Below are 22,961 nucleotides of genomic sequence, written 5' to 3'. Positions count from 1 at the left end.
GGACGATGCACGTCATGTCTGCAAGCACATCGTCCGCGAGTACACCGGCGCCCGACGGGCACGTCGTGGCCGGCGCCGTCATCCGGGACGGACGCGTGCTGCTCGCCCAGCGCACGCGGCCCGTCGACCTCGCGGGCCTGTGGGAGTTGCCCGGAGGCAAGGCGGAACCGGGGGAGAGCGTGGAGGCGGCGCTCGTGCGGGAGCTGAGGGAAGAGCTCGGTGTCGAGGTGCGCGGTGCGGAGCGACTGGGGGTCGCGGTGCCGTTGGCCGGAGGTCGCGAGTTGTGTGCCTACAGGGTCGAACTCGTCTCGGGTGATCCCGAGCCGCTGGACCACGCGGCGTTGCGGTGGGTCGACGCGGACGAACTCGGGGAGGTCGATCTCGTCCCGGCCGATCGTGCGTGGATTCCCGATCTACGCGAACATCTGCGGCGCTGAGGTCATACGGCGCATGCCTGGTGGTCAGGCGGCGCGGGCCTTGTCGAGATACTTGCGCAGTTCCTTCTTGCTGAGCCCGTCGTTCTCGACCTTCTTCATGCGCATGACGACGACGGGGCATTTGAGGCACCGCGTCTTCTTGCGGCAGCACTTCTTCTTCGGCTTCAGGCCTGCGACCTTGCTCGCCTTCACCTTCCCCATACGTCCCGCCTGCCTTCCACGGTCCTGCGCGCGGCGAATCACCGGCGAGCGAAGGTTAGCATCCCCTTACTCGCGGACCCAGGGGTGCATGTGGTGCCGGATTCGGCGGTTACGTCTCCTGGGGGAGTGTCGAGCGTCACCCCGATCGTCGCCGACCTGCGGGTATCTGATGAGCTAGAAGCGGCGACCGACGAACGGCCTGTAAAGTGTATTGACGGCCGCAGTGCCTGCACGCCGAGAATCGGACGGGGCAGGTAGCTCGCAATCTCGCGTCGCGGCCATCGAGACGAACGCCGTACGGGCGAGGTGCCGACCGGGTCCAGTGCCGTGTGGCCGGACTACAGCCAGGAGAGCTATCGCGTGAGCACCGCTGATTTTCGGAACGTCGCCATCGTGGCGCACGTCGACCATGGAAAGACCACTCTCGTCGACGCCATGTTGCGCCAGTCGGGCGCGTTCGCCGAACGTGCGGAACTCGTCGACCGGGTCATGGACTCGGGCGACCTCGAGCGCGAGAAGGGCATCACCATTCTCGCGAAGAACACCGCGGTGCACCGTCACCACCCGGACGGCACCGTCACTGTCATCAACGTCATCGACACCCCCGGCCACGCCGACTTCGGCGGTGAGGTCGAGCGCGGCCTGTCCATGGTCGACGGCGTCGTCCTGCTGGTCGACTCCTCCGAGGGCCCGCTGCCGCAGACCCGCTTCGTGCTCCGCAAGGCGCTCGCCGCGTCGCTGCCGGTGATCCTCGTGGTCAACAAGACCGACCGCCCGGACGCCCGCATCGCCGAGGTCGTCGAGGAGAGCCAGACCCTGCTGCTCGACCTCGCGTCCGACCTCGACGACGAGGCCGCCGAAGCCGCCGAGCTCGCCCTCGAGCTGCCCGTCCTCTACGCCTCCGGTCGTGAGGGCAAGGCCTCGAAGAAGCAGCCCGAGAACGGCCAGGTCCCCGACGCCGAGAACCTCGACGAGCTCTTCGAGGTCCTCATGGAGTGCATCCCCGCACCCAAGGGTGATCCGTCGGCGCCGCTGCAGGCCCACGTCACCAACCTCGACGCCTCCGAGTTCCTCGGTCGTCTCGCGCTGCTGCGCATCCACCAGGGTGAGCTGCGCAAGGGCCAGACCGTCGCGTGGATGCACGCCGACGGCGTCAAGAACGTCAAGATCACCGAGCTGCTCAAGACCGTCGGTGTCGAGCGGCAGCCGGGCGAGGTCGCGGTCGCCGGCGATATCGTCGCCGTGGCCGGCATCCCGGAGATCATGATCGGCGACACGCTCGCCGATCCGGAGAACCCGGTGGCGCTGCCGCGCATCACCGTCGACGAGCCGGCCATCTCGATGGTCATCGGCACCAACACCTCGCCGCTCGTCGGCCGGGTCAAGGGCCACAAGCTCACCGCTCGCATGGTGAAGACGCGGCTCGACTCCGAGCTCGTCGGCAACGTCTCGCTGCGCGTCCTCGACATCGGACGCCCCGACGCGTGGGAGGTGCAGGGCCGAGGCGAACTCGCCCTCGCCATCCTCGTCGAGCAGATGCGCCGTGAAGGCTTCGAGCTGACCGTCGGCAAGCCGCAGGTGGTCACCCGCACCATCGACGGCAAGCTCCACGAGCCCTACGAGGAGCTGACCATCGACAGCCCCGAGGAGCACCTCGGCGCCATCACCCAGCTGCTCGCGAACCGCAAGGGCAAGATGGTCCAGATGACCAACCAGGGCACCGGCTGGGTTCGTATGGAGTTCATCATCCCGTCGCGCGGTCTGATCGGTTTCCGTACCGACTTCCTCACGGAGACCCGCGGCACCGGCATTTCCAACGCCATCTTCCACGGTTACGCGCCGTGGGCCGGCGAGATCCGCGCCCGCCACACGGGTTCGCTCGTCTCCGACCGTGCAGGCTCGGTCACCCCGTTCGCGATGATCCAGCTCGCCGACCGCGGCACCTTCTTCGTCGAACCGGGCAGCGACACCTACGAGGGCCACGTCGTGGGCATCAACCCGCGCGCCGAGGACCTCGACATCAACGTCACCCGCGAGAAGAAGCTCACCAACATGCGCTCTTCGACCGCCGACGTGATGGAGACCCTCGCCAAGCCGATCGAGCTGACCCTCGAGGCAGCGCTCGAGTTCTGTGCTGCGGACGAGTGCGTCGAGGTCACGCCGGAGGACGTGCGCGTGCGCAAGCTGCACCTCTCGCAGACCGACCGTGCGCGTGCGCGGTCGCGGGAGAAGGCCCGTAACAAGTAGTCCAGGTGTGGGGTGGCCCCGGCGAGCGCATGCTGGCCGGGGCCACCCACGTACCACCTGCCTCACGGAAGGAGCCCGAGTGTCGCGTACGCGCGCTCGTCGCCGACTGATCGGGGCGACGGCCGGCCTGGCCGTGGCTGCGCTGGTCCTCACCGGTTGCACCGCCGACCCGCCGCCGCCCATCGAGCAGACGGAGCCGACCACGACCCCGGCTCCCGCTCCGAAGCGCAGCACGGTGGTGGTCGCGATCGACGAGGTCGGTTCGGGCTTCAACCCCCACCTGCTCGCAGACCAGTCGCCCGTCGCGAACGCCGTTGCCGAACTCGTGCTCCCGAGTGCCTTCCGGGCCGTGCCCGATCCGGAGAATCCCGCTGCAGCACTGTGGGTTCCGGACGACTCGCTGCTGCTGTCCGCGGAGGTCACCGACGAGGCGCCGTTCACCATCACCTACCGCCTGCGCGACGAGGCCCAGTGGTCGGACGGAGCGCCGATCGTTGCCGAGGACTTCCGGTATCTGTGGCGGCAGATGATCACCCAGCCCGGCGTCGTCGATCCTGCCGGCTACCGCCTCATCGACGACATCCGATCGTCGGGCGGAGGCAAGATTGTCACCGTCACCCTGCGCGAGCCGTATCCGGCCTGGCGCGAACTGTTCACGAATCTCTTGCCCGCGCACCTGGTCAAGGACACTCCGGGTGGCTTTTCCACCGGCCTGTCCGAGACGATTCCCGTGTCCGGCGCGCGATTCCACGTCGACAACGTCGATCGGGGGCGCGCCGAGGTGCTGCTCGAACGCAACGACCGGTTCTGGGGCACCCCGGCCGGACCCGACGAATTGATCATGCGCCGCGCCGGCACCGACGCCCAGGTGACCGAATCGGTGCGCAGCGACGACGCCCAAGTGGTCCAGAGCGCGGGCGGTGTCGCTCTCGAGGCGCAGCTCGCCGCCGTGCCGGGTGTGCGGACCGGCGTCCAGCTCCAGCCGCGCACCCTCGATCTGACCCTCAACACGCGCACCGCCGAACTCGCCGACCCGGTCGTCCGGCGAGGCATACTCGACCTGCTCGACCCCGAGCTGCTCGGACTTGTCGCCACGGCCAACAGCACCGGGGTCGTGCGGGCGCGGGCCCAGGTGCTCGCGCCGTCCGATCCGGGATACACCGACACGATGCCGGCGCGTCTGTCCCGGGAGCAGGCCCTCGGACGTCTCGCCGAGGCCGGATATCTACCCGTCCCGCCTGCCGTGCCCCCGGTGCCGACGGACCCCGGCGCACCCGGCCCCGAAGCGCCGGAGGCCGCTGCACCGGAGACGGGGGCATCCGAGACGGCGGCATCCGAGACGGCGGCGCCGACGAGCGCGACTCCCGGACCGAGAACTCCCGACGGGCCGGCCCTGCCCGAGGGCACCCTGGCCCGGGCCGGCGTGCCGTTGACGCTGGTCGTGGGCGTGCCGGAGGGTGACGAGACCGCCCGCGCCGTCGCAGGCACCGCCGTCGACCTGTGGCGTGGCGCCGGGATCGACGCATCGGTCGACGAACTTCCCCCCGACGAGCTGTACGGCGAAGCCCTCGTCGAGGGCACCGTGCACGCGGTCGTCGGCTGGATGCGTGCCGGTGGAGACCCTGCCACCGCCGCGCTGTCCCGATTCGGATGCGTCCCGGTGGCCGCAGCACCCACCGTGGCGGGGGAGGACCTGCCGACCGTGCCCGAGTCCGACCTCCCGGCGCAGCCCGACGCCCCCGGGACGGCGGAGGCGGCACAGTCGTCGGACCCCGCGACCACCACGCTCGACGAGGACGACGTCGAGGAACGTGAGGATGCGCTCGCAGCGCAGCTCGAGGCTCCGAGCAACCTCTCGGGTGCGTGCGATCCCGGTCTCGAACCCGATCTGCTCGCTGCACTGAACGGCACCACCGACCCGGCGAAGGTCGTCGCCGACGCGCAGGCCAGGCTGTGGGATCTCGCGGTGAATCTGCCGATCCTGCAGGACCGGGCCGTTGTCGCCGCCGGTCCGGGCGTCGAGAACGTCTCGCTGACAGCCGCCGTCGCCACCGGTATTCTCGGCGACGCCCATCTGTGGGGAAGGACCACACCGTGACCGATGCTCCGGGAGCTCTCCCCGACGTTGCGGATCGACGACTTCTGCTCGTCCACGCCCATCCCGACGACGAAACCCTCACCACCGGCGGCACCATCGCCCGGTACGTCGCCGAGGGCGCCGAGGTCACCGTCGTGACCTGCACGCTCGGTGAGGAGGGCGAAGTGATCGGCGACGAGTGGGCCCAGCTCACCGCCGACCGCGCCGATCAGCTCGGCGGATACCGCATCCTCGAACTCACCCGGGCGCTCGACGCGCTCGGCGTCGAGCGACCGCGTTTTCTCGGCGGTGCCGGGCACTGGCGCGACTCCGGGATGGCGGGCACCCCGTCCGCCGACAATCCTCGGGCCTGGGTCAACGCCGACCGCGACGAGGCGATCGAGGCGCTCGTCGCCGTGATCCGCGAGACGCGTCCGCACGTGGTCGTCACCTACGACCCGTTCGGTGGCTACGGGCATCCCGACCACATCGCGGTGCACGAACGGGTGACCGCGGCCGTCGAAGCGGCCGGCACCGAGGACTATCCGTCCGCCGGGGCGGCGTGGACCCCCGCGAAGGTGTACTGGACCGTCGCCGAACGGTCCGCGCTCGAACGCGGCATCGCCGCCATGGGCACGCTGCCCGACGGCTGGCGCCGACCGGAGGCCGGCGAACTGCCGAGCGTGCCCGACGACGAGGTCACCACCGTCGTCGACGTCCGCTCGGTTCTCGACGCGAAGCGGACCGCGATGGCCGCGCACACGACCCAGGTGCTGGTCGCGGAGGACGGCGAGCAGTTCGTGCTCTCCAACCTCGTCGCCCAGCCCGTCTTCGACCAGGAGCACTTCGTGCTCGTGCGCGGGCAGCTCGGCCTGACCGACTCCACGGGACGAGAGGACGACCTCTTCTCCGGCATCGGCTAGTGTGACCCGAGTCATCAACGAGGCTGTGGGTGGTTCGCGTCACCCGGCCTCGCGTACCACGCAGGCACACCGTCAGGGGGTTGTCGATGTACAACTGGTCCGTCCAGAACCAGATCGTCGCGTTCGTGGAGTCGTTGAGGCCGTACGCCGACGAGATCCGGGCCGACTACTGGCACGCTCTGTACTCCTTCGCCGACCAGCAGAGCGCGCTGCTCACCATGCTCGGATACCCGCCGGTTCCCTGACGTCCCGTGCGTGGGTCGCGGATGGTTCCGCGGACCCCGGTTGTGCTCGGGCGCGTCCGGTAGCGCACCATCGAAGCATGACGGTCGATCCAGCAACCGCTGCACCCCTCGCGTCACCGGTGGGCGTCCAACCCCGCCGGGGGCTCGTCGCGCTGCTCGTGCTCGACGGTGCGCTGTGCGCCCTGTTGTCGGTCTTCTATCTCGGCGTGTACATCGCCGGAGCGCCCTTCCCGATCACCATCCTGCTGGCCGGCCTCGTCAACCTGCTGCTGGTGATGGCCCTCCGCGCCGAGACCGGATCCCTGCGCAGCGCGGCCCTGCCGCTGCTGGCCTGGGCCGTCGTCTTCCTCGTCTGCCTCGTGGGTGGGCCGGGCGGCGACCAGCTCGCGCTCGGCGACTGGCGGACCCTGCTGCTGCCCGTGGCCGCGCTCGCCCCCGCCGGCGGCTACCTGTTCTCGGCCCGCATCAGGGAGATCACCCAGGCAGTGGGAGGGACGCAGCCCGCGCCGCGTCCCTGAGCACCTCGGTCACCATCTCCTTCGTCAACCGGCCGGTGAAGGTGTTCTGCTGGCTGACGTGATAGCAACCGAAGAGGTGCAACGGGTGCTCCCGCGCCTCGGTGGCAGCGAGCAGCACATGTGCGCCGTGCCCGAACTTGGGGCGGGGAACCGGAATCGTCCACCCCGCCGCCGACAGGACCGGCAGTAGTGCCTGCCACCCGAACCCGCCGAGCACGACGACCGACCTCAGCGTGGGGGAGAGCAGGTCGAGTTCCTGTTCGAGCCAGTGCCGGCAGGTGTCGCGTTCGACGACCGTGGGGCGATTGGCCGGTGGCGCGCAGTGCACCGGCGACGTGATGCGCGTGCCGAACAGTTCGAGGCCGTCGCCGATGTGCGTCGCGGTCGGTTGCGACGCCAGTCCCGCGTCGTACAGGGCCGCGTACAGCACGTCGCCCGACCGGTCGCCCGTGAACATCCGTCCTGTGCGGTTCCCGCCGTGCGCGGCGGGCGCCAGCCCGACGATCAGCAGGGACGCATCGGCCGGGCCGAAGCCCGGGACGGGCCGGCCCCAGTACTCCTCGTCGCGGAAGGCCGCTCGTTTCTCCCGCGCGACCTGCTCACGCCATGCGACCAGCCGCGGACACGCGTGGCAGTCGACGAGCGCGTCGTCGAGCTCGGCCAGCGTCGCCGGGGGAGTGCCGTGCAGGGGGCCTTTGCCGGATGTCGGCTTCATCGGTCGATCCATGCTTCTCCCATACCCGGTGTGACCTCCTGGACAAGCGCCCACGCCTCGTCCACGGGGATGTCGATCACCTCGTAGCGTCCCGCACCCGCCGGCGTCGCCGCGACGACGGTCGCGAGACCGACACGGCGCTGGAAGAAGGTCTGCCGCACCGTCCAGCCGATCACACCGTCCGCATCGAGACAGATGCGCTGCCGGTCGATCGAACCGCTGCGGGCGACGAGATGTCCGTCGACGACGGCGTGGCCGAGACCCCGGTAGCGGTCCTGCGCCAGCGCGCACGCCCCCGCGACCAGCACCACGACCACCGTGGCGATCACGGCGAACGGCACGTGCCGGTCGGTGACGCTCAGGGCGACGAGCCCGGCGGCGACCACGACGGCCACCGGCCACAGCGTCCGCGTGTAGCGGCGACGCCGGGCACGGGGACCGTGACTGCGCAGCGGAACGTCGAGCGGCAGCCCCCCGGTGAGCACCTCGGCCGCGACCCGCCGGACCTCCCCGTCGGGCGCCGACGGCAGGACCAGTGACGAACCGCCCTGTTGCGCGGTTCTGCCCGTCATGACGGCGTCGAGCCGTGCGGCGCCGACGAGCCGCAGCGCCAGCGGTTCGTGCAGCGCGATCCCGCGCAGCCGCGCCCGGTCGAGGGTGGTGTGACGGGTCGTGAGCAGGCCGTGCGCGATGCGCAGGACCCGCTGGTCGTCGGTTACCCGCAGATCGCCGTAGAGCAGCAGGTACCGCACGCACGCGGCCGGGCTGGCGACGAGCACGACGACCAGCACGAGGATCACGAGCGCGACCACCAGGCCGAGGTCTTCCGCGGTCTCCACCGCGCGGCGGACGACCTGCGATTCGGCGATCCACCGGCCGAGCCCGAACTGGAAGGCGGCACCGGCGACGGCCGCGATGGCGAGCAGTCCCGTCGTGGAGAACGGCGCGTAGCGCACCCAGGCCGGGTCGAATCGCGCCAGCTGACGCTCGGTGACGGCAGCGGTCGAGGTCGTCTCGACCGGCACGTCGTCCTGTTGCCCACCCCTCAGGAGAACGGCACGGAGCTCGGGGACTGCTGCGATCGGAAGGCCGTTGAGTTCGAACCGGTTGCGATCGGCGCCCCCGCTCTGACCCGTGCCGATCTTCACGACCGCGAGGCCCAGCACGCGATGCAGGAGGCGTTGCTCGACGTCCACCGACCGGATGCGGCTGCGGGGGATCGACAACTCGCGTCGTTGCAGCAGGCCGCGGCGGAGTTCGACGTGCTCTGGTCCTACGCGGTAGGTGGTGGTGAACCAGCGCAGCAGACCGACCAGCACGAGCACGCCCATCGCTGCGAGGCCCCACACGGGATTGCCGCTGGTGGACCCGATGACGAACGAGCCTGCGAGGACGGGCAGCAGGCGCAGGATCTCCTCGATCGGGTGGATCAGCAGCATCCGGCGATCGAGACGCGACCACGGCACCTCCTCGTCCGTCCCGGCCACGAGGGCGTCGTTCATGTCGCGTCCGTCTCCGAGCTCGCCGCGAGTGCGGTCAGGCGAGCGACGGTCTCGTCGGCGACCCGGCTGTCGAGCCCGACGATCTCCACCGCACCCGCCGCCGAGGCGGTGGTGACGGTGACGGTGGTCAGGCCGAGCCACCGGTCGAGCGGTCCACGCTCGGTGTCGACGGTCTGGATCCGGGAGATCGGTGCGATGCGGTGCTCCTGCGTCCACCAACCCGAACGCGTGTAGACCGCGGTCTCGTCCATCTCCCAGCGATGGACGCGGTATCGCCAGACCGGCACCACCGCGACGTGCAGTCCACCGAGGACGACGGTCGCGGCCGCGGCGGCGACGTGCCACCCGGCGCCCACCGGCGTGACGAGCACCCACACGACCTGCGCGACGACCAGCGGCAACCACATCAGCGCTGCACTCACGGCCCACAGCACACGCGCCTTCGGGCTCGGCCGCCACGACGGTTCCCTCATCACCACGCTCGTCGCTGCCGTGTTGTCGGCCGACCCCGCCGGCGAACTCTCGTCGTCCTCCACCCGCACCTCCTGCTCCATCGGGCCCCGTGTCCGGTTCCACGCTAGGCTGGGATCCGTAGAACCCGGCCGGACTCGCCCGATCCGATCTCACGATCGGGCCCTATCAGGAGGAGATCGCAATGACGGAGTCGAATGCGCTCGGCATCGAGATCCAGTCCGACAACGATTCCGAGGCCGACCGGCTCGAGCAGGCCATTCCCGTCTACGACGATCCTGCCGACGACCTGCCTTCGGACGTGCCCCTCGAAGCCGACCCGGCAGACACCTACGAGCAGTCCCGCGAAGTCCCGGCGGACGACGACTACCCGCGCGGATAGACCCCGAAGTGGCATGGGGGTGCTCGTAGGCGCATGATCGGGCCCATGACCGATTCCGCAGACGACACCCCGCAGTCCGCGATGCTCCCGACCCCCACCGTGCGTCCCGGCGCTGCGCACCGATCCACGGCGACTCCCTCGGGAATGCGTCGAGCGTTGCGTCGGGCTCGCGACGGGGTCGCACTGAACGTCGACGAAGCGGCGGTCCTGCTGCAGGCCCGGGGTGCCGATCTCGAGGATCTCTGTGCGTCGGCGGCGCGGGTGCGCGATGCCGGCCTTCTCGCGGAGGGTCGATCCGGCACGGTCACCTATTCGCGCAAGGTCTTCGTCCCCATCACCCGGCTGTGCCGGGACCGATGCCACTACTGCACCTTCGTCACCGTCCCCGGCAAGCTCCGCGCCGAGGGTCACGGCATGTATCTCGAACCCGACGAGATCCTCGAGATCGCCCGTCAGGGAGCCGAACTGGGTTGCAAGGAAGCCTTGTTCACACTCGGCGACCGGCCCGAGGACCGGTGGCCCGAAGCGAAGCAGTGGCTCGACGAGCGCGGCTACGATTCCACCCTCGACTACGTGCGAGCGATGGCGATCCGCGTCCTCGAGGAGACCGGTCTGCTGCCGCACCTCAATCCCGGGGTGATGAGCTGGGCCGAGATCTCGCGGCTGAAGCCGGTCGCCCCGTCGATGGGCATGATGCTCGAGACCACCTCCGAACGGTTGTTCACCGAGAAGGGGCAGTGCCACTACGGCAGCCCCGACAAGGATCCGGCGGTGCGGCTGCGGGTGCTCACCGATGCGGGCCGACTCGCGGTGCCGTTCACCACCGGCATCCTCGTCGGCATCGGTGAGGACTTCACCGAGCGTGCCGAATCGATCCACGCGATCCGTAAGTCGCACAAGGCATTCGGTCATATCCAGGAAGTAATCGTCCAGAACTTCCGCGCCAAGGACGACACCGCGATGCGCGAGCACGACGACGCCGATCTCGGCGAGTTCCTCGCCGCGATCGCCGTTGCGCGGCTCGTCCTCGGGCCGGGAATGCGCATCCAGGCCCCGCCGAATCTCGTCTCGCTCGACGAGTGCCGAGCGCTGCTCGGGGCGGGTGTCGACGACTGGGGTGGTGTCTCGCCGTTGACGCCCGATCACGTCAACCCCGAACGGCCCTGGCCGAATCTCGACACCCTGGCGCGCCTGAGCTCCGAGGCCGGCTTCGAGCTCACCGAGCGGATCGCCGCGCAGCCGAAGTACGTGCTCGCCGGGCAGCCGTGGATCGATCCGCGCATCACCGCGCACGTGCACGCCCTCGCCGATCCGGCCACGGGCCTCGCGCGCGAGGTGATCCCGTCCGGACTGCCCTGGCAGGAACCCGACATCGACTGGGAGTCGTCGGGTCGCGTCGATCTGAACTCCGAGATCGACGTGACCGGACGCAACACCGAGCACCGGTCCGATCTCGGGAGCGCTTTCGGCGACTGGGAGACCGTCCGCGAACAGGTGCTCGAGCTGGGCGCCTCCGCACCGGTGCGGCTCGACAGCGACGTGCTCTCGGCGCTGCGCTCCGCGGAACGGGATCCGGGCGGTTGCACCGAAGCGGAGTACATCGCCCTCGCCAACGCCGACGGCGCCGGTCTCGAAGCACTCGTGGCGCTCGCCGACCAGCTGCGCCGCGACACCGTCGGCGACGACGTCACCTATGTCGTCAACCGGAACATCAACTTCACCAACATCTGCTACACCGGCTGCCGGTTCTGCGCCTTCGCGCAGCGCAAGGGCGACGCCGACGCGTTCACCCTCTCGGCGAGCGAGGTCGCCGACCGGGCGTGGGAGGCGCACGTCGCCGGCGCCACCGAGGTGTGCATGCAGGGCGGTATCGATCCGGAACTGCCGGTGACCGGCTACGCCGATCTCGTCCGCGCCGTCAAGGCGCGGGTGCCGTCGATGCACGTCCACGCGTTCTCGCCGATGGAGATCGTCAACGGTGTCGCGCGCAGCGGCACGTCGATCCGGGACTGGCTCACCGAACTGCGTGAGGCCGGGCTCGACACCATCCCGGGCACCGCCGCGGAGATCCTCGACGACGAGGTGCGGTGGGTGCTCACGAAGGGCAAGCTCCCGACCGCCGAGTGGATCGAGGTGGTGACCACCGCGCACGAGGTGGGCCTGCGATCGAGCTCGACGATGATGTACGGGCACGTCGACCAGCCGCACCACTGGGTCGGCCACCTCGAGGTGATCCGCGGGATCCAGGACCGCACGGGCGGATTCACCGAGTTCGTGCTGTTGCCCTTCGTGCACCAGTCGTCGCCGCTGTATCTGGCCGGCGCGTCGCGTCCCGGCCCGACCATGCGCGACAACCGTGCCGCGCACGCCCTCGCCCGGGTCATGCTGCACGGCCGGATCGACAACATCCAGACCAGCTGGGTCAAGCTGGGTGTCGCCGGGACGCAGGCCATGCTCGAGGGCGGGGCGAACGATCTCGGCGGCACGCTCATGGAGGAGACGATCTCGCGCATGGCGGGCTCGCAGCACGGTTCGGAGAAGACCGTCGCCGAACTGGTCGCGATCGCCGAGGGCATCGGGCGGCCGGCGCGCCAACGGACCACCGCGTACACGCCGATCGAGCTCCCGGTCACCGCGGGCTGACCCGCCTCGACGGTCTGCACTCTGAAGTAGGGGACCCTTACTCCGGTGTGTGGCACGGGCACGGGGGATACTGGAGGACCGTGGGCGCCGAGGGTGCCCGCTCGGGCGAGACCGCGCAGGTCGGCGGGCTTACAGAGAGGCAGGGAGAACAGCAGTGACGTACACGATTGCGGAACCGTGCGTGGACGTGTTGGACAAGGCATGCATCGAGGAGTGCCCCGTCGACTGCATCTACGAGGGCGGTCGCATGCTGTACATCCACCCCGACGAGTGCGTCGACTGCGGTGCGTGCGAGCCCGTGTGCCCCGTCGAAGCGATCTTCTACGAGGACGACGTCCCGGACGAGTGGTCCGAGTACGTCAAGGCCAACGTCGACTTCTTCAACGATCTCGGCTCGCCCGGTGGCGCCGCGAAGCTCGGCAAGGTCGACTACGACCCGCCGTTCGTCAAGAATCTCCCTCCCATGGGCGAAGAGTGACGAACGGACCGGTGGAACTTTCGTGAGCACGCGTGTCCGCCGTTCGGTGGCGAAGAGCCTGCCGGACTTCCCCTGGGATTCCCTGACCGACGCGAAGGCGAAGGCAGCGGCGCATCCCGACGGCATCGTCAACCTGTCGGTGGGCACACCGGTCGACCCGGTCGCCCCCGTGATCCGGGAGGCGCTCGTCTCCGTCGCGGAGGAGCCGGGCTACCCGACCACGCACGGCACCGCCGAACTGCGGCGGGCGGCCGTGGGTGCGCTCGAACGTCGCTACGGCATCACCGGTCTCGACGACTCGGCGATCCTGCCGGCGATCGGCACCAAGGAGATGATCGCCTGGCTGCCGTCGCTGCTCGGCCTCGGTGCCGACGATCTCGTCGTGATCCCCGAACTGGCGTACCCGACCTACGAGGTGGGCGGGCTGCTCGCCGGTGCCCGCATCATCCGCGCCGACGGGCTGACCCGCCTCGGCCCCGAGGTCGCGTCGCTGGTCTTCGTGAACTCGCCGTCGAACCCCACCGGCAAGGTGCTCGGACCCGACCACCTGCGCAAGGTCGTCGACTGGGCGCGCAGCCGCAACGCGATCGTCGTCTCCGACGAGTGTTATCTCGGGCTCACCTGGGAGTGTGAGGCCCTGTCGATCCTGCACCCGGACGTGTGCGGGGGCGACCACACCAACCTCCTCGCGGTGCACTCGCTGTCGAAGACCTCCAATCTCGCGAGCTACCGGGCCGGTTTCGTCACCGGCGACGCCGACCTCGTCGCCGACCTGCTCGAGGTCCGTAAGCACTCCGGCATGATGCTGCCGCTGCCGATCCAGGCTGCGATGACCGCGGCACTGAACGACGACGAGCACGAGAACGCGCAGCGCGAGAAGTACCGCAAGCGTCGCGAGGTGCTCCTGGGGGCCGTGCGCGGCGCCGGCTTCACCGTCGACCATTCGGAGGCGGGCCTGTACCTGTGGGCGACGCGCGGTGAGGGATGCCGCGCGACCGTCGACTGGTTCGCCGACCGCGGCATCCTCGTCGCACCCGGCGAGTTCTACGGTCCCGGAGGTGTCCTGCACGTCCGGATCGCGCTCACCGCGACCGACGACGCCATCGACGCCGCCGCTGCCCGACTGCGCCGATAGAGCGCGCCGACGCACCGCTCAGCGAGCAGCTCGCCGGTAGATTGGCCCCGTGAGTTCGTCCGGTGAGGATCCGCTGCTGTGGGTGCTCTACGTCGCCGTGGTGGCCATCGCTGCGGTGAGCGCGTCACGCTCCCATGCGGGAAGTTCCGTGCACGCGACGACGCGATCGTTCTGGTGGCCTCCGCCGGTCGCGGCGACGATCCTGTGGTCGGTGGTCGCGGTGGCCTCGCTCGCGCGACTGGTCTTCCCGGGACTGCTCGACGTCTTCCGGCGGCAGCCGGTCCGCACCCGGGACTCGGGGGAGTGGTGGCGCGTCCTCACCGCAGGTCTGATCGAGGACGGCGGCGTGCTCCTCACCGTCGTGAACCTGCTGTTGCTCGCGGTGGTCGCCATCGCGATCGTGCGGGTGTGGGGGTGGTACCGCGCACTCGGGTTGTTCCTGGTCGGCCAGGTGCTGTGGGGGTTGTTCACCACCTTCGTCTTCCCGTCCGACGGCGCGGGAACAACCGGCGCGACGCTCGCGGCGGCCGCGACCCTCGCGGGACTGTGGCCGGTCGTCGGAGCGACACGCTCGCTGCTCGTCGCCTCCGCGGCGACCTTCCTTCTCGGTGTGGTCCTCGTGATCGCGGGCGATGCGCACGGCGTGGCCGTCCTCGTCGGAATGCTGCTGGGCGCGGTCCTGGCCACCGTGCTTCCCCCGGCACATCTGGCGCGGACATCGATATCCGCGGCGCGCGGCGGCATCCACACCTGACCGCCACACCCGACCGCCCCCGCGAGGCTGCGGCATCGATATGGAATCGTGGCTGTCGTGTCTGCACTGCTTCGTTCGCTGAATCCGCTGGCCGTCGCGCGGGGCGACGATCTCCCGGACGTCGTCCGTATCGACGGCCACACCTTCTCCCGCAGCGATCTGCTCGGCGCGGCCACCGCCGTCGCGGCGCGGGTGGCGCGCGCCGATCGGGTGGCCGTGCTCGCGACTCCGAGCGCGACCACCGTCGTCGCCGTGACCGGTGCCCTGCTCGCCGGGACGACCGTGGTGCCGGTGCCACCGGACTCGGGGCCCGCCGAACTCGCCCACATCCTGACGGACTCGGACGCGCAGGCCTGGCTCGGTCCGGCGCCGGAGGTGCAGCATCCCGACGTTCCGCAGTTGTCGAGCCTGCCGGTCCGCCTGCACGCCCGCGACTGGCACCACCTGCCCGAGCCGAACCCGGCGCGAATCGCGTTCGTGCTCTACACCTCCGGGACCACCGGCGCTCCGAAGGGTGTGCTGCTGAGCCGCCGGGCGATCGCCGCGGGCATCGACGCGCTCGCCGAGGCGTGGGCCTGGACCGAGCGCGACACGCTCGTCCACGGGCTGCCGCTGTTCCACGTGCACGGACTCGTGCTCGGTGTGGTCGGAGCCCTGCGGGTGGGCAGCCGGCTGATCCACACGGGGAAGCCCACTCCGCAGGCCTACGCCGAAGCGCAGGGATCCCTCTACTTCGGGGTGCCGACGGTGTGGACACGCGTCGTCGAGGACGAGGACTCCGCCCGCGCGCTCAGCGGCGCGCGACTGCTCGTCTCCGGCAGCGCGCCGCTGCCGGTGCCGGTCTTCGAACGACTGCGTGAGCTCACGGGACTGGTTCCGATCGAGCGCTACGGCATGAGCGAGACGATGCTGACGCTCAGCACGCGCGTCGACGGCGAGCGCCGTCCCGGCTGGGTCGGCACGCCGGTGGCCCGGGTCGAGACGCGCCTGCGCGACGAGCAGGGCCGCGACGTGCCCCACGACGGGGAGAGCATCGGCGTCTTGCAGGTGCGTGGACCGATGCTCTTCGACGGCTACCTGAACAGGCCGGAGGCCACCGCGGCCGCGTGGACCGAGGACGGATGGTTCGTCACCGGCGATGTGGCGGCCGTCGACGAGGGCGGATTCCACCGCATCGTGGGTCGCGAGTCGACCGATCTGATCAAGACCGGTGGGTTCCGGGTGGGTGCGGGGGAGATCGAGACCGTTCTGCTCGGTCATCCCGCGGTGCGGGAGGTGGCCGTGGTGGGCCTGCCCGACGACGACCTCGGTCAGCGGATCGTCGCGTTCGTGGTGCCCGCCGCCGACGGCCCCCAAGTCGACGGGTCGGAACTGATCGACCTTGTCGCACAACAGCTTTCCGTGCACAAGCGGCCCCGGGAGGTGCGTGTGGTGGGTGACCTTCCACGCAATGCGATGGGCAAGGTGCAGAAGAAGAAACTGGGCTGACAGGGTCGGTGGGGAGCGCCCGCGGGCAGGTTCCTGTCACCGGAACTTCGTGGAAAATCGGTCACAGGGGTTGCATGTGTCACACTGCGAGGCGGATTCTCTACTGCACCGTATGTAGATCTACTCACTTCGATGGGGGTTCGAGGGATGTCTGTAACGGATCAGGTCCGGGTGACCGGGCACGATCGTCGGGGGGACGGTGACAACGCTCCGCTCTTCCTGGTGGACGGGAAGCCCGCGTCCGTTCCGCTGCGCGATCTGCCTGCCGTGGCTCGCAAACTCGTGGCGCACTTCGCCGACAACGTGGCGCCGTGTTCGCTGCGACCGGGCGAATCGCTGCGCGGTGACGTCACCGAGGTCACCGTGCGCTGCCTGCGCATCGCGATCCATCTCCTCGACTCCGGAGAACTACCCTCCGACGCGGAACTCGCCGACCTGCGCAGCAGCGCAGCCCAGTGGGCCCGCGCCGGCTTCCGGCTCGAATACATGCTCCGGATCTATCACGAAGGCATCCGTCTCGGGTGGGAGCTGGTCACCGATCGGGCCCGGGAGGGCGATGTCTCCTCCGTCGCCGACGCGTCCCGCCTGTGGATGGCGCTGCTCGAGAAGGTCACCGTCGCCGCGACCACCGGTTTCGTCGCCGAACTCGACGCCATCCGCCGTGAACGCGACGTCGCCGCGCAGGAACTGGTCGCCGCGCTGCTGAGCGGGCAGGACGCCGCGGCCGTGGCGCAACGCTCCGGGTTGGTGCTCGCCGACACCTACACCGTGCTCGCGGTCTCGCTCACCCGACATCCCGACGAACGCAATCCGCACGTGCGGCCGGAGGTCGTCGCGCGGCGCACCCTGCGCCGGGTCGAGACCGAACTCGAGGCGATCTGCGAGGGCCGCCACCTCGCGATGCTCGGCCCCGAGGGCGGCACCGTCCTGCTCCCCGAATCGCCCTCGACCGAGGCGATCGAGGAATTCCGGCAGCGCATCGAGACCGTCGCGGGCGTGTCCGTCACGATCGCTCTCGTCCACGCCCCCGTCCGGGAGGTGCCCACCGCGGCGAAGCAGGCCCACGAACTGCTCGATCTGGTGCGACGGCTCGGCCGTGCGGTCGGGGCCTACGGTATGCAGGATCTGGCCCTCGAGTACCAGCTCACGCGGCCCGGACCGGCGCGCCGTCACCTCGCACGCGTCCTCGACCCGCTCGACGAATCACCCGAACTCGTCGAGACGCTGGAAACGCACATCGCCCACGACCTGAGCCGCCAGCTCACGGCCAAGACCCTGCACGTCCACGCGAACACTGTCGACTACCGCCTCAAGCGGGTCGCGCAACTCACCGGATTCGACCCCACCCGGCCCTCCGGACTGCGCCAGCTGCAGGCGGCGCTGATCGCTCGACGACTCGAACTGGAGAGCTCCGAACAGGGCTGATATCGCGTCGGATTCGGCTTCCCGAGGCGTGCCGGTCTATATCATCGGTCTCGGGCGACCGAGGGTCGTCACCCGGAGTGAGCACGAGGGGGCCGACGCATGGCGGGGGAGTCCGGACCGTCCGAGTCGGATCCGCCGAGCCGTCGTGGCGGCGTGAGTGGGGATGCACGGCCGGGCGGGGGTCGGGCGCGCTGGTTCGTCGTCGCCGTGATCCTCGTCCTCGCTGCCGGATCCGTCGCCTTCCTGTTCGTGGAGCGGCGGAGTGGGTGCGACGACTCCGAGCGCTACACCGTGGCGGTCACCGCCGACCTCGCACCGGTGATCGAGGGGACCTCGGTATCCGCATGTACGGAGTTCGAGGTCGTCGAACAGGAACCGGGGGAGGTGTCGGCGCGACTGGCGACCGACGACGTTCCCGACCTGTGGCTCCCGGCGGGCGGTTGGTGGGCGTCGTGGGCGGGTGAGACCGCCACGGGCCCGGTGCGCACGGTGTCGACACCGCTGGCCACCACGCCGCTCGTGATCGCGGGTGCGCCGGGCACCGTCGAACCGGCGGCCGACTGGCAGGAGGCCCTGTCCGATCCCGGTCTCGTCTTCGGCAATCCATTGCGCTCCGGTCCCGCGGCAGGTGCCATCCGCGCCGTGCTGGCCGAGGCCGCCGACGATCCCGTCGCGATGGGCACGGTCCGTCCCGTCATGGCGCCGCTCGCCGAGCGGGAGGGGGTTCGCGACGAGGAGGTACCTACCGGATCGACCTTGCTCGAGGAGACCGTCGCCGATGGTGGGACGGTGGTGAGCACCGAACAGCAGGTCGAGACCTATCGCAGCGTCCACAAGCGCGAACTGGGCATCGAGGTACCCATCACCGGGACGCTGCTCGTGGACTATCCGGTGGTCGTGACGGCGCGCGGAGAACGGCACGACGCCGCGGCGGCGGCCGCCACGGCGCTGACCGACGCGCTGCACACGTCCGAAGGACTCGACAGGCTGACCCGTCACGGCTTCCGGGACGGAGGCGGACGACCCCTGCCCGACGGCCGCGGTGTGGGAGCGGTGCCGGTGCTCGAACTCGACGACGAGACCGTCGCCGAGGAGGCGATGAACGTGTGGGCGTTGCAGGCGCTTCCCGTGCGCACCGTGTTCGCGGTGGACGTCTCCGCGTCGATGAACCGTAATCTCGGCGACGAGAGTCGGATCGAACTGGTCCGGCGCGCCGCGACCGCCGCCAACGAGGTCCTGCCCGGGAACGTCTCAGCGGGCCTGTGGTTCTTCGGTGGGGGAGTGAGCGACTACGCCACATTGCCGAACGACCGCGCCGAGGCAACGGGGGACTACATCGTGGCGGCACCGATCCGGCGCTTCGATGCGGTGGTGGACGACGGTACCCAACGCGACCTGCTCACCTCGCTCGTCGCGCAGATGGCCGGTACGGCCGACGAGACCACCGCGCTCTACGACACGATCCTCGCGGCCTTCCGGTACGTGCAGGACAGCTACGATCCGCGCGCGGCCAACAGTGTCGTCGTGGTGACCGACGGCGCCGACAACGGTTCCGCGATGTCGAAGGACGAACTGCTCGCGGTCCTCTCGAACGAGAACGATCCGTCCAGGCCGGTACGGATCGTGACGATCGGACTCGGTGAGGACGTGGACACCGCAACCCTCGAGCAGATCGCCGCGGCGACCGGAGGGGTGAGCTACCGGACGAGCGATCCGCTCGACATCACCGAGCTCGTGCTCACTGCGCTGGCCGATCGGACGGGTGGCTGACCGTCTTGTCGTCGTGGGTGCGGTGCCAGAGCAAGCCGAGCGCCGTGATGATCAGGAACAGCACGAAGGTCGACGCGAGCTGGACCCGGGCCGCGCTGTCGGACAGCATCAGCACGATGAAGCCGATGAGCATCGCGAGCGTGAACCAGCTGAGATAGGGGAACAGCCACATGCGCAGGCGGATGGTGCCTTCGCGCTCGAACTTGCGGCGCAACCGCAGATGCGAGACGACGATGAACAACCAGATCGCGATGAGCGCCGATCCGACCGCGTTGAGCAGGATCCCGAGGATGGTGTCGGGCAGCAGCCAGTTGAGCCACACGCTGACGAAGCCGAAGAACACCGAGACGAGCACCGCGTTGCGGGGCACTCCGTGGTGGGTGAGCTTACTGAGCCAGGCCGGTCCGTCGCCGCCGCGTGCCAGCGAGTAGGCCATGCGGGAGGTGCCGTAGACGTTGGCGTTGAACGCCGACAGCAGCGCGATCACCACGACGAGTTCCATGAAGCCGGACACGTAGGGGATGCCGGCGATGTCGAGCACCGAGACGAACGGGGAGGTCTCACCGCTCGCCGCGGTCCACGGCAGCACGAGCACCATGATCGAGATCGACCCGAGGTAGAAGACCGAGATCCGCCAGACGACACTGCGCACGGCCGTCGCGATGGACCGTTCCGGATCCTTCGATTCGGCCGCGGCGATCGTGACGATCTCGATGCCGCCGAACGCGAAGGCCACCGCGAGCAGACCGGCCGCGACACCGGCGATCCCGTTGGGCGCGAAACCGTCGCCGTCGCCGAGCAGGTGCGTGGTGCCGACGGGTTCGGTGCCCGGAAGCAGACCGAACACGAGCAGGATGCCGATCACCAGGAACCCGAGGATGACCGCGACCTTCAGTGCCGCGAACCAGAACTCGAACTCACCGAAGTTGGCGACCCTCGCCAGATTGACCACCGCGAAGAAGGTGACGAACACCAGCGCGACCACCCATTGGGGTACGCCCGGCAGCCACGACTGCACGATCGCGGAGGCACCGGTGATCTCGACACCGAGCACCATGATCAGCATGAACCAGTACAGCCACCCCATGCTGAATCCGGCCCAGCGGCCGATTCCGATGCGCGCGTAGTGCGAGAACGAACCGCTCACCGGCAGCGCGGCACCCATCTCGCCGAGCATGCGCATCACGAAGATGATCATCACGCCGGCGAGCAGGTACGAGACGATGATGGCCGGACCGGCTGCGGCGATACCCACTCCGGAACCGAGGAACAGGCCCGCGCCGATGGCGGAGCCGAGTCCCATCATGGTCAGATGGCGGACCTTCAGGCCGCTCCCGAGATGTTCGGCCTCGGACGCGGGCCGCTGGGTTTCACTCACAGTTTCTCGGTTCCGAATCTGTTGTGGGTGCAGAGTCAGTCGTTGGCGTGCAGAGCCGCGTTCAGTTCGACTCCGCTGCCCTTGTTCGGCACGACCTCGACCGCGCCGCTCACCGAGTTGCGTCGCAGCAGGAGGTTGGACGCGCCGCTGAGGGTCGCGGCCTTGACGACGGTGCCGTCAGGTCCGGTGACCTTGGTACCGGCGGTGACGTACAGGCCGGCCTCGACGATGCAGTCGTCGCCGAGCGAGATGCCCACGCCCGCGTTCGCACCGAGCAGGCAGCGCTTGCCGACGGAGATGACCTCCTTGCCGCCACCGGAGAGGGTGCCCATGATCGAGGCGCCTCCACCGACGTCGGAACCGTCGTCGACGACGACACCCGCGGAGATGCGGCCCTCGACCATCGAGTTGCCGAGCGTGCCGGCGTTGAAGTTGACGAAGCCCTCGTGCATCACGGTGGTGCCGGACGCGAGGTGCGCACCGAGGCGGACGCGGTCGGCGTCGGCGATGCGGACACCGGCCGGAACGACGTAGTCGACCATGCGGGGGAACTTGTCGACACCGAAGACCGTCACCGGTCCGCGGATGCGCAGACGGGAGCGCACGGTCTCGAAGTTCTCGAGCGAGCACGGGCCGTAGTTGGTCCACACGACGTTCGCGAGCATGCCGAAGATGCCGTCGAGGCTGAGCCCGTGCGGCTGGACGAGACGGTGCGACAGCAGGTGCAGGCGCAGGTAGACGTCGTGAGTGTCGACGGGCGGCTTCGACAGGTCCGCGATGTCGGTGCGCACCACGACCTGCTGGACCTCGCGCGCCTCATCGTGACCGGCGAGCAGGGCGAGATCGGACGGGATGTCCGTGCCCTCGAGTCGCGTCGTTCCGGTTTCGCTCGGCTCGCCGAGGGCGGGTGCCGGGTACCACGTGTCGAGGACGGTCCCGTCCTCCGTGATGTTCGCGATGCCTACTGCTGATGCTCCGTGTGCACTCACGGGTGAGAAGCGTACGCGAGGCGGTCCTGCGCCTGTGTCCCCCCTGAGAAAATCGTGTGCGGGGTCTGAGGAACAGGCGCGTTTCGTATCGTGCAGGTATGCCCGTACCGCAGCTGGACCTGCACGCCGACCCCGTCGAACTGACCGCCGCGCTCGTCGACATCCCGAGCGTGTCGCAGAACGAGACGCTCATCGCCGACGCCGTGGAGACGGCCCTGCGCGAGCAGACCGACGGCTTCGAGGTCGTGCGCAACGGCAACTGTGTCCTGGCGCGGACGAACCGCGGACTCGGCAGCCGTGTGATGCTCGCCGGCCACCTCGACACCGTCCCGATCGCCGACAACGTGCCGTCGCGGCGCGACGGCGACCTGATGTGGGGCTGCGGCACCTCCGACATGAAGGCCGGCGATGCCGTCTTCCTGCACCTCGCGGCGACCGTCACCGATCTCGCTCACGACCTGACGATCGTGATGTACGACTGCGAGGAGATCGCGGCCGCGTACAACGGGCTCGGACGGATCGAGACCGAACTGCGCGACTGGCTCGACGCGGACGTCGCGATCCTCGGCGAACCCACCTCGGGTGAGATCGAGGCCGGTTGCCAGGGCACCCTGCGGGTGCGCATCACGACCGACGGTGTGCGGGCGCATTCGGCGCGCTCCTGGCTCGGCGACAACGCGATCCACAAGCTCGCTCCCGTGCTCGACCGTCTGGCCCGCTACGAGGCACGGTCGGTCGACATCGACGGTTGTGTGTACCGGGAAGGACTGTCGGCCGTGCACATCGAGGGCGGTGTCGCCGGCAACGTGGTGCCCGACGCCGCTGCGCTCGACGTGAACTTCCGGTTCGCCCCGGATCGCAGCCCCGACGACGCACTCGCGCACGTCCGCGAGGTCTTCGACGGTCTCGCGATCTCGATGGAACTCACCGACATGTCACCCGGCGCGCTGCCCGGACTGTCGAACCCGGCCGCGGCGGCGCTCGTCGAGGCCGCGGGCGGGAAGTTCCGGGCCAAGTACGGCTGGACCGACGTCTCGCGGTTCGCCGCGCTGGGGATCCCGGCTGTCAACTACGGGCCGGGCGACCCGAACCTCGCGCACAAGCGCGACGAGCACGTCGAGGTCGGGCGGATCACCGAGGTGACCTCCGTTCTGCGCTCCTATCTCACCCGATAACGTGGCCG

At 69.7% G+C, this 22,961-nt stretch carries 21 protein-coding genes; 15 read left to right on the top strand and 6 right to left on the bottom strand.

Annotated elements, in window-relative coordinates:
• The first annotated feature begins 14 nt into the window (after positions 1-14).
• Entirely contained in the window at positions 15-437 is a 423-nt protein-coding gene (locus AC6CID_RS03035; RefSeq protein ID WP_024103420.1) for a (deoxy)nucleoside triphosphate pyrophosphohydrolase, read from the top strand.
• 24 nt (positions 438-461) lie between these two features.
• On the opposite strand, the gene AC6CID_RS03030 is transcribed toward AC6CID_RS03035, so the two are convergent.
• The gene (locus AC6CID_RS03030; RefSeq protein WP_006550584.1) at positions 462-638 is read right to left on the bottom strand and encodes a hypothetical protein; all 177 of its coding nucleotides are present in this window, start codon (positions 636-638) and stop codon (positions 462-464) included.
• A gap of 360 nt (positions 639-998) precedes the next feature.
• On the opposite strand from AC6CID_RS03030, the gene typA reads away from it, so the two are divergent.
• From typA to AC6CID_RS03005, 5 genes are all read left to right on the top strand, one after another.
• On the top strand, positions 999-2,885 hold the full coding sequence (typA, locus tag AC6CID_RS03025; protein WP_006550583.1) for a translational GTPase TypA: 1,887 nt from the start codon (positions 999-1,001) through the stop codon (positions 2,883-2,885).
• 79 nt (positions 2,886-2,964) lie between these two features.
• A complete protein-coding gene (locus AC6CID_RS03020) occupies positions 2,965-4,983 on the top strand; it encodes an ABC transporter family substrate-binding protein (protein WP_498353545.1) in 2,019 nt (672 codons plus the stop codon).
• Positions 4,962-5,885 (top strand): N-acetyl-1-D-myo-inositol-2-amino-2-deoxy-alpha-D-glucopyranoside deacetylase, encoded by a 924-nt coding sequence (gene mshB / locus AC6CID_RS03015; RefSeq protein WP_050993397.1) that lies wholly within the window; start codon positions 4,962-4,964, stop codon positions 5,883-5,885. The genes AC6CID_RS03020 and mshB overlap by 22 nt, the downstream gene beginning before the upstream one ends.
• Before the next feature lie 86 nt (positions 5,886-5,971).
• A complete protein-coding gene (locus tag AC6CID_RS03010) occupies positions 5,972-6,130 on the top strand; it encodes a hypothetical protein (protein ID WP_006550580.1) in 159 nt (52 codons plus the stop codon).
• 77 nt (positions 6,131-6,207) lie between these two features.
• Positions 6,208-6,648, top strand: a complete 441-nt coding sequence (locus tag AC6CID_RS03005) for a hypothetical protein (protein WP_094980799.1) — start codon at positions 6,208-6,210, stop codon at positions 6,646-6,648.
• Here AC6CID_RS03005 and AC6CID_RS03000 read toward each other — a convergent pair.
• From AC6CID_RS03000 to AC6CID_RS02990, 3 genes are read right to left on the bottom strand one after another with little or no spacing between them, the layout of a single operon-like run.
• Entirely contained in the window at positions 6,605-7,363 is a 759-nt protein-coding gene (locus AC6CID_RS03000; protein ID WP_019288045.1) for a uracil-DNA glycosylase, read from the bottom strand. The genes AC6CID_RS03005 and AC6CID_RS03000 overlap by 44 nt on opposite strands.
• Positions 7,360-8,865 (bottom strand): PH domain-containing protein, encoded by a 1,506-nt coding sequence (locus tag AC6CID_RS02995; RefSeq protein ID WP_220666028.1) that lies wholly within the window; start codon positions 8,863-8,865, stop codon positions 7,360-7,362. The genes AC6CID_RS03000 and AC6CID_RS02995 overlap by 4 nt, the downstream gene beginning before the upstream one ends.
• Positions 8,862-9,419, bottom strand: a complete 558-nt coding sequence (locus tag AC6CID_RS02990; protein ID WP_006550576.1) for a PH domain-containing protein — start codon at positions 9,417-9,419, stop codon at positions 8,862-8,864. Before AC6CID_RS02990 ends, AC6CID_RS02995 begins: the two co-directional genes overlap by 4 nt.
• Before the next feature lie 101 nt (positions 9,420-9,520).
• Between AC6CID_RS02990 and AC6CID_RS02985 the strand changes: the two genes are divergently transcribed.
• From AC6CID_RS02985 to AC6CID_RS02950, 8 genes are all read left to right on the top strand, one after another.
• Positions 9,521-9,718, top strand: a complete 198-nt coding sequence (locus AC6CID_RS02985; RefSeq protein WP_006550575.1) for an Rv3202a family protein — start codon at positions 9,521-9,523, stop codon at positions 9,716-9,718.
• A gap of 45 nt (positions 9,719-9,763) precedes the next feature.
• A complete protein-coding gene (locus tag AC6CID_RS02980) occupies positions 9,764-12,361 on the top strand; it encodes a bifunctional FO biosynthesis protein CofGH (protein ID WP_482127289.1) in 2,598 nt (865 codons plus the stop codon).
• Between the two features lie 154 nt (positions 12,362-12,515).
• Positions 12,516-12,839 carry a ferredoxin gene (gene fdxA, locus AC6CID_RS02975; RefSeq protein WP_006550573.1) on the top strand — a complete coding sequence of 108 codons (324 nt, stop codon included), beginning with the start codon at positions 12,516-12,518 and terminating at the stop codon, positions 12,837-12,839.
• Between the two features lie 22 nt (positions 12,840-12,861).
• On the top strand, positions 12,862-13,974 hold the full coding sequence (gene dapC / locus AC6CID_RS02970; RefSeq protein WP_308257052.1) for a succinyldiaminopimelate transaminase: 1,113 nt from the start codon (positions 12,862-12,864) through the stop codon (positions 13,972-13,974).
• 49 nt (positions 13,975-14,023) lie between these two features.
• Positions 14,024-14,728: a rhomboid family intramembrane serine protease gene (locus tag AC6CID_RS02965; RefSeq protein WP_220666025.1), complete on the top strand. Its 705-nt coding sequence runs from the start codon at positions 14,024-14,026 to the stop codon at positions 14,726-14,728.
• 57 nt (positions 14,729-14,785) lie between these two features.
• Entirely contained in the window at positions 14,786-16,216 is a 1,431-nt protein-coding gene (locus tag AC6CID_RS02960; RefSeq protein ID WP_498353544.1) for an acyl-CoA synthetase, read from the top strand.
• A 171-nt stretch (positions 16,217-16,387) separates the two neighbouring features.
• Complete coding sequence (locus AC6CID_RS02955; protein ID WP_006550569.1) at positions 16,388-17,641, top strand: PucR family transcriptional regulator; 1,254 nt, start codon at positions 16,388-16,390, stop codon at positions 17,639-17,641.
• Positions 17,642-17,794: 153 nt separating this feature from the next.
• Positions 17,795-19,411: a substrate-binding domain-containing protein gene (locus AC6CID_RS02950; protein ID WP_498353543.1), complete on the top strand. Its 1,617-nt coding sequence runs from the start codon at positions 17,795-17,797 to the stop codon at positions 19,409-19,411.
• On the opposite strand, the gene AC6CID_RS02945 is transcribed toward AC6CID_RS02950, so the two are convergent.
• Together AC6CID_RS02945 and dapD are read right to left on the bottom strand one after the other, a co-directional pair.
• Positions 19,380-20,717 (bottom strand): amino acid permease, encoded by a 1,338-nt coding sequence (locus tag AC6CID_RS02945; RefSeq protein WP_220577881.1) that lies wholly within the window; start codon positions 20,715-20,717, stop codon positions 19,380-19,382. The two genes, AC6CID_RS02950 and AC6CID_RS02945, sit on opposite strands and share 32 nt — an antisense overlap.
• 107 nt (positions 20,718-20,824) lie before the next feature.
• Entirely contained in the window at positions 20,825-21,778 is a 954-nt protein-coding gene (gene dapD / locus AC6CID_RS02940; protein ID WP_006550566.1) for a 2,3,4,5-tetrahydropyridine-2,6-dicarboxylate N-succinyltransferase, read from the bottom strand.
• 98 nt (positions 21,779-21,876) lie between these two features.
• On the opposite strand from dapD, the gene dapE reads away from it, so the two are divergent.
• A complete protein-coding gene (dapE, locus tag AC6CID_RS02935) occupies positions 21,877-22,953 on the top strand; it encodes a succinyl-diaminopimelate desuccinylase (RefSeq protein WP_006550565.1) in 1,077 nt (358 codons plus the stop codon).
• The last annotated feature ends 8 nt before the right edge of the window (positions 22,954-22,961 follow it).

The sequence above is a fragment of the Rhodococcus sp. GQ147 genome, assembly GCF_059759155.1.
Note: the sequence above shows the minus strand (reverse complement) of the source record. Positions and strands in the feature narration are given on the sequence as shown.

Bases quoted from the DNA above. Each gene is read 5' to 3' on its own strand.
- AC6CID_RS03035 (WP_024103420.1), top strand. From the start codon at position 15: ATGTCTGCAAGCACATCGTCCGCGAGTACACCGGCGCCCGACGGGCAC.
- AC6CID_RS03030 (WP_006550584.1), bottom strand. From the start codon at position 638: ATGGGGAAGGTGAAGGCGAGCAAGGTCGCAGGCCTGAAGCCGAAGAAG.
- AC6CID_RS03010 (WP_006550580.1), top strand. From the start codon at position 5,972: ATGTACAACTGGTCCGTCCAGAACCAGATCGTCGCGTTCGTGGAGTCG.
- AC6CID_RS03005 (WP_094980799.1), top strand. From the start codon at position 6,208: ATGACGGTCGATCCAGCAACCGCTGCACCCCTCGCGTCACCGGTGGGC.
- AC6CID_RS03000 (WP_019288045.1), bottom strand. From the start codon at position 7,363: ATGAAGCCGACATCCGGCAAAGGCCCCCTGCACGGCACTCCCCCGGCG.
- AC6CID_RS02995 (WP_220666028.1), bottom strand. From the start codon at position 8,865: ATGAACGACGCCCTCGTGGCCGGGACGGACGAGGAGGTGCCGTGGTCG.
- AC6CID_RS02990 (WP_006550576.1), bottom strand. From the start codon at position 9,419: ATGGAGCAGGAGGTGCGGGTGGAGGACGACGAGAGTTCGCCGGCGGGG.
- AC6CID_RS02985 (WP_006550575.1), top strand. From the start codon at position 9,521: ATGACGGAGTCGAATGCGCTCGGCATCGAGATCCAGTCCGACAACGAT.
- AC6CID_RS02980 (WP_482127289.1), top strand. From the start codon at position 9,764: ATGACCGATTCCGCAGACGACACCCCGCAGTCCGCGATGCTCCCGACC.
- AC6CID_RS02945 (WP_220577881.1), bottom strand. From the start codon at position 20,717: ATGATGGGACTCGGCTCCGCCATCGGCGCGGGCCTGTTCCTCGGTTCC.
- dapE (WP_006550565.1), top strand. From the start codon at position 21,877: ATGCCCGTACCGCAGCTGGACCTGCACGCCGACCCCGTCGAACTGACC.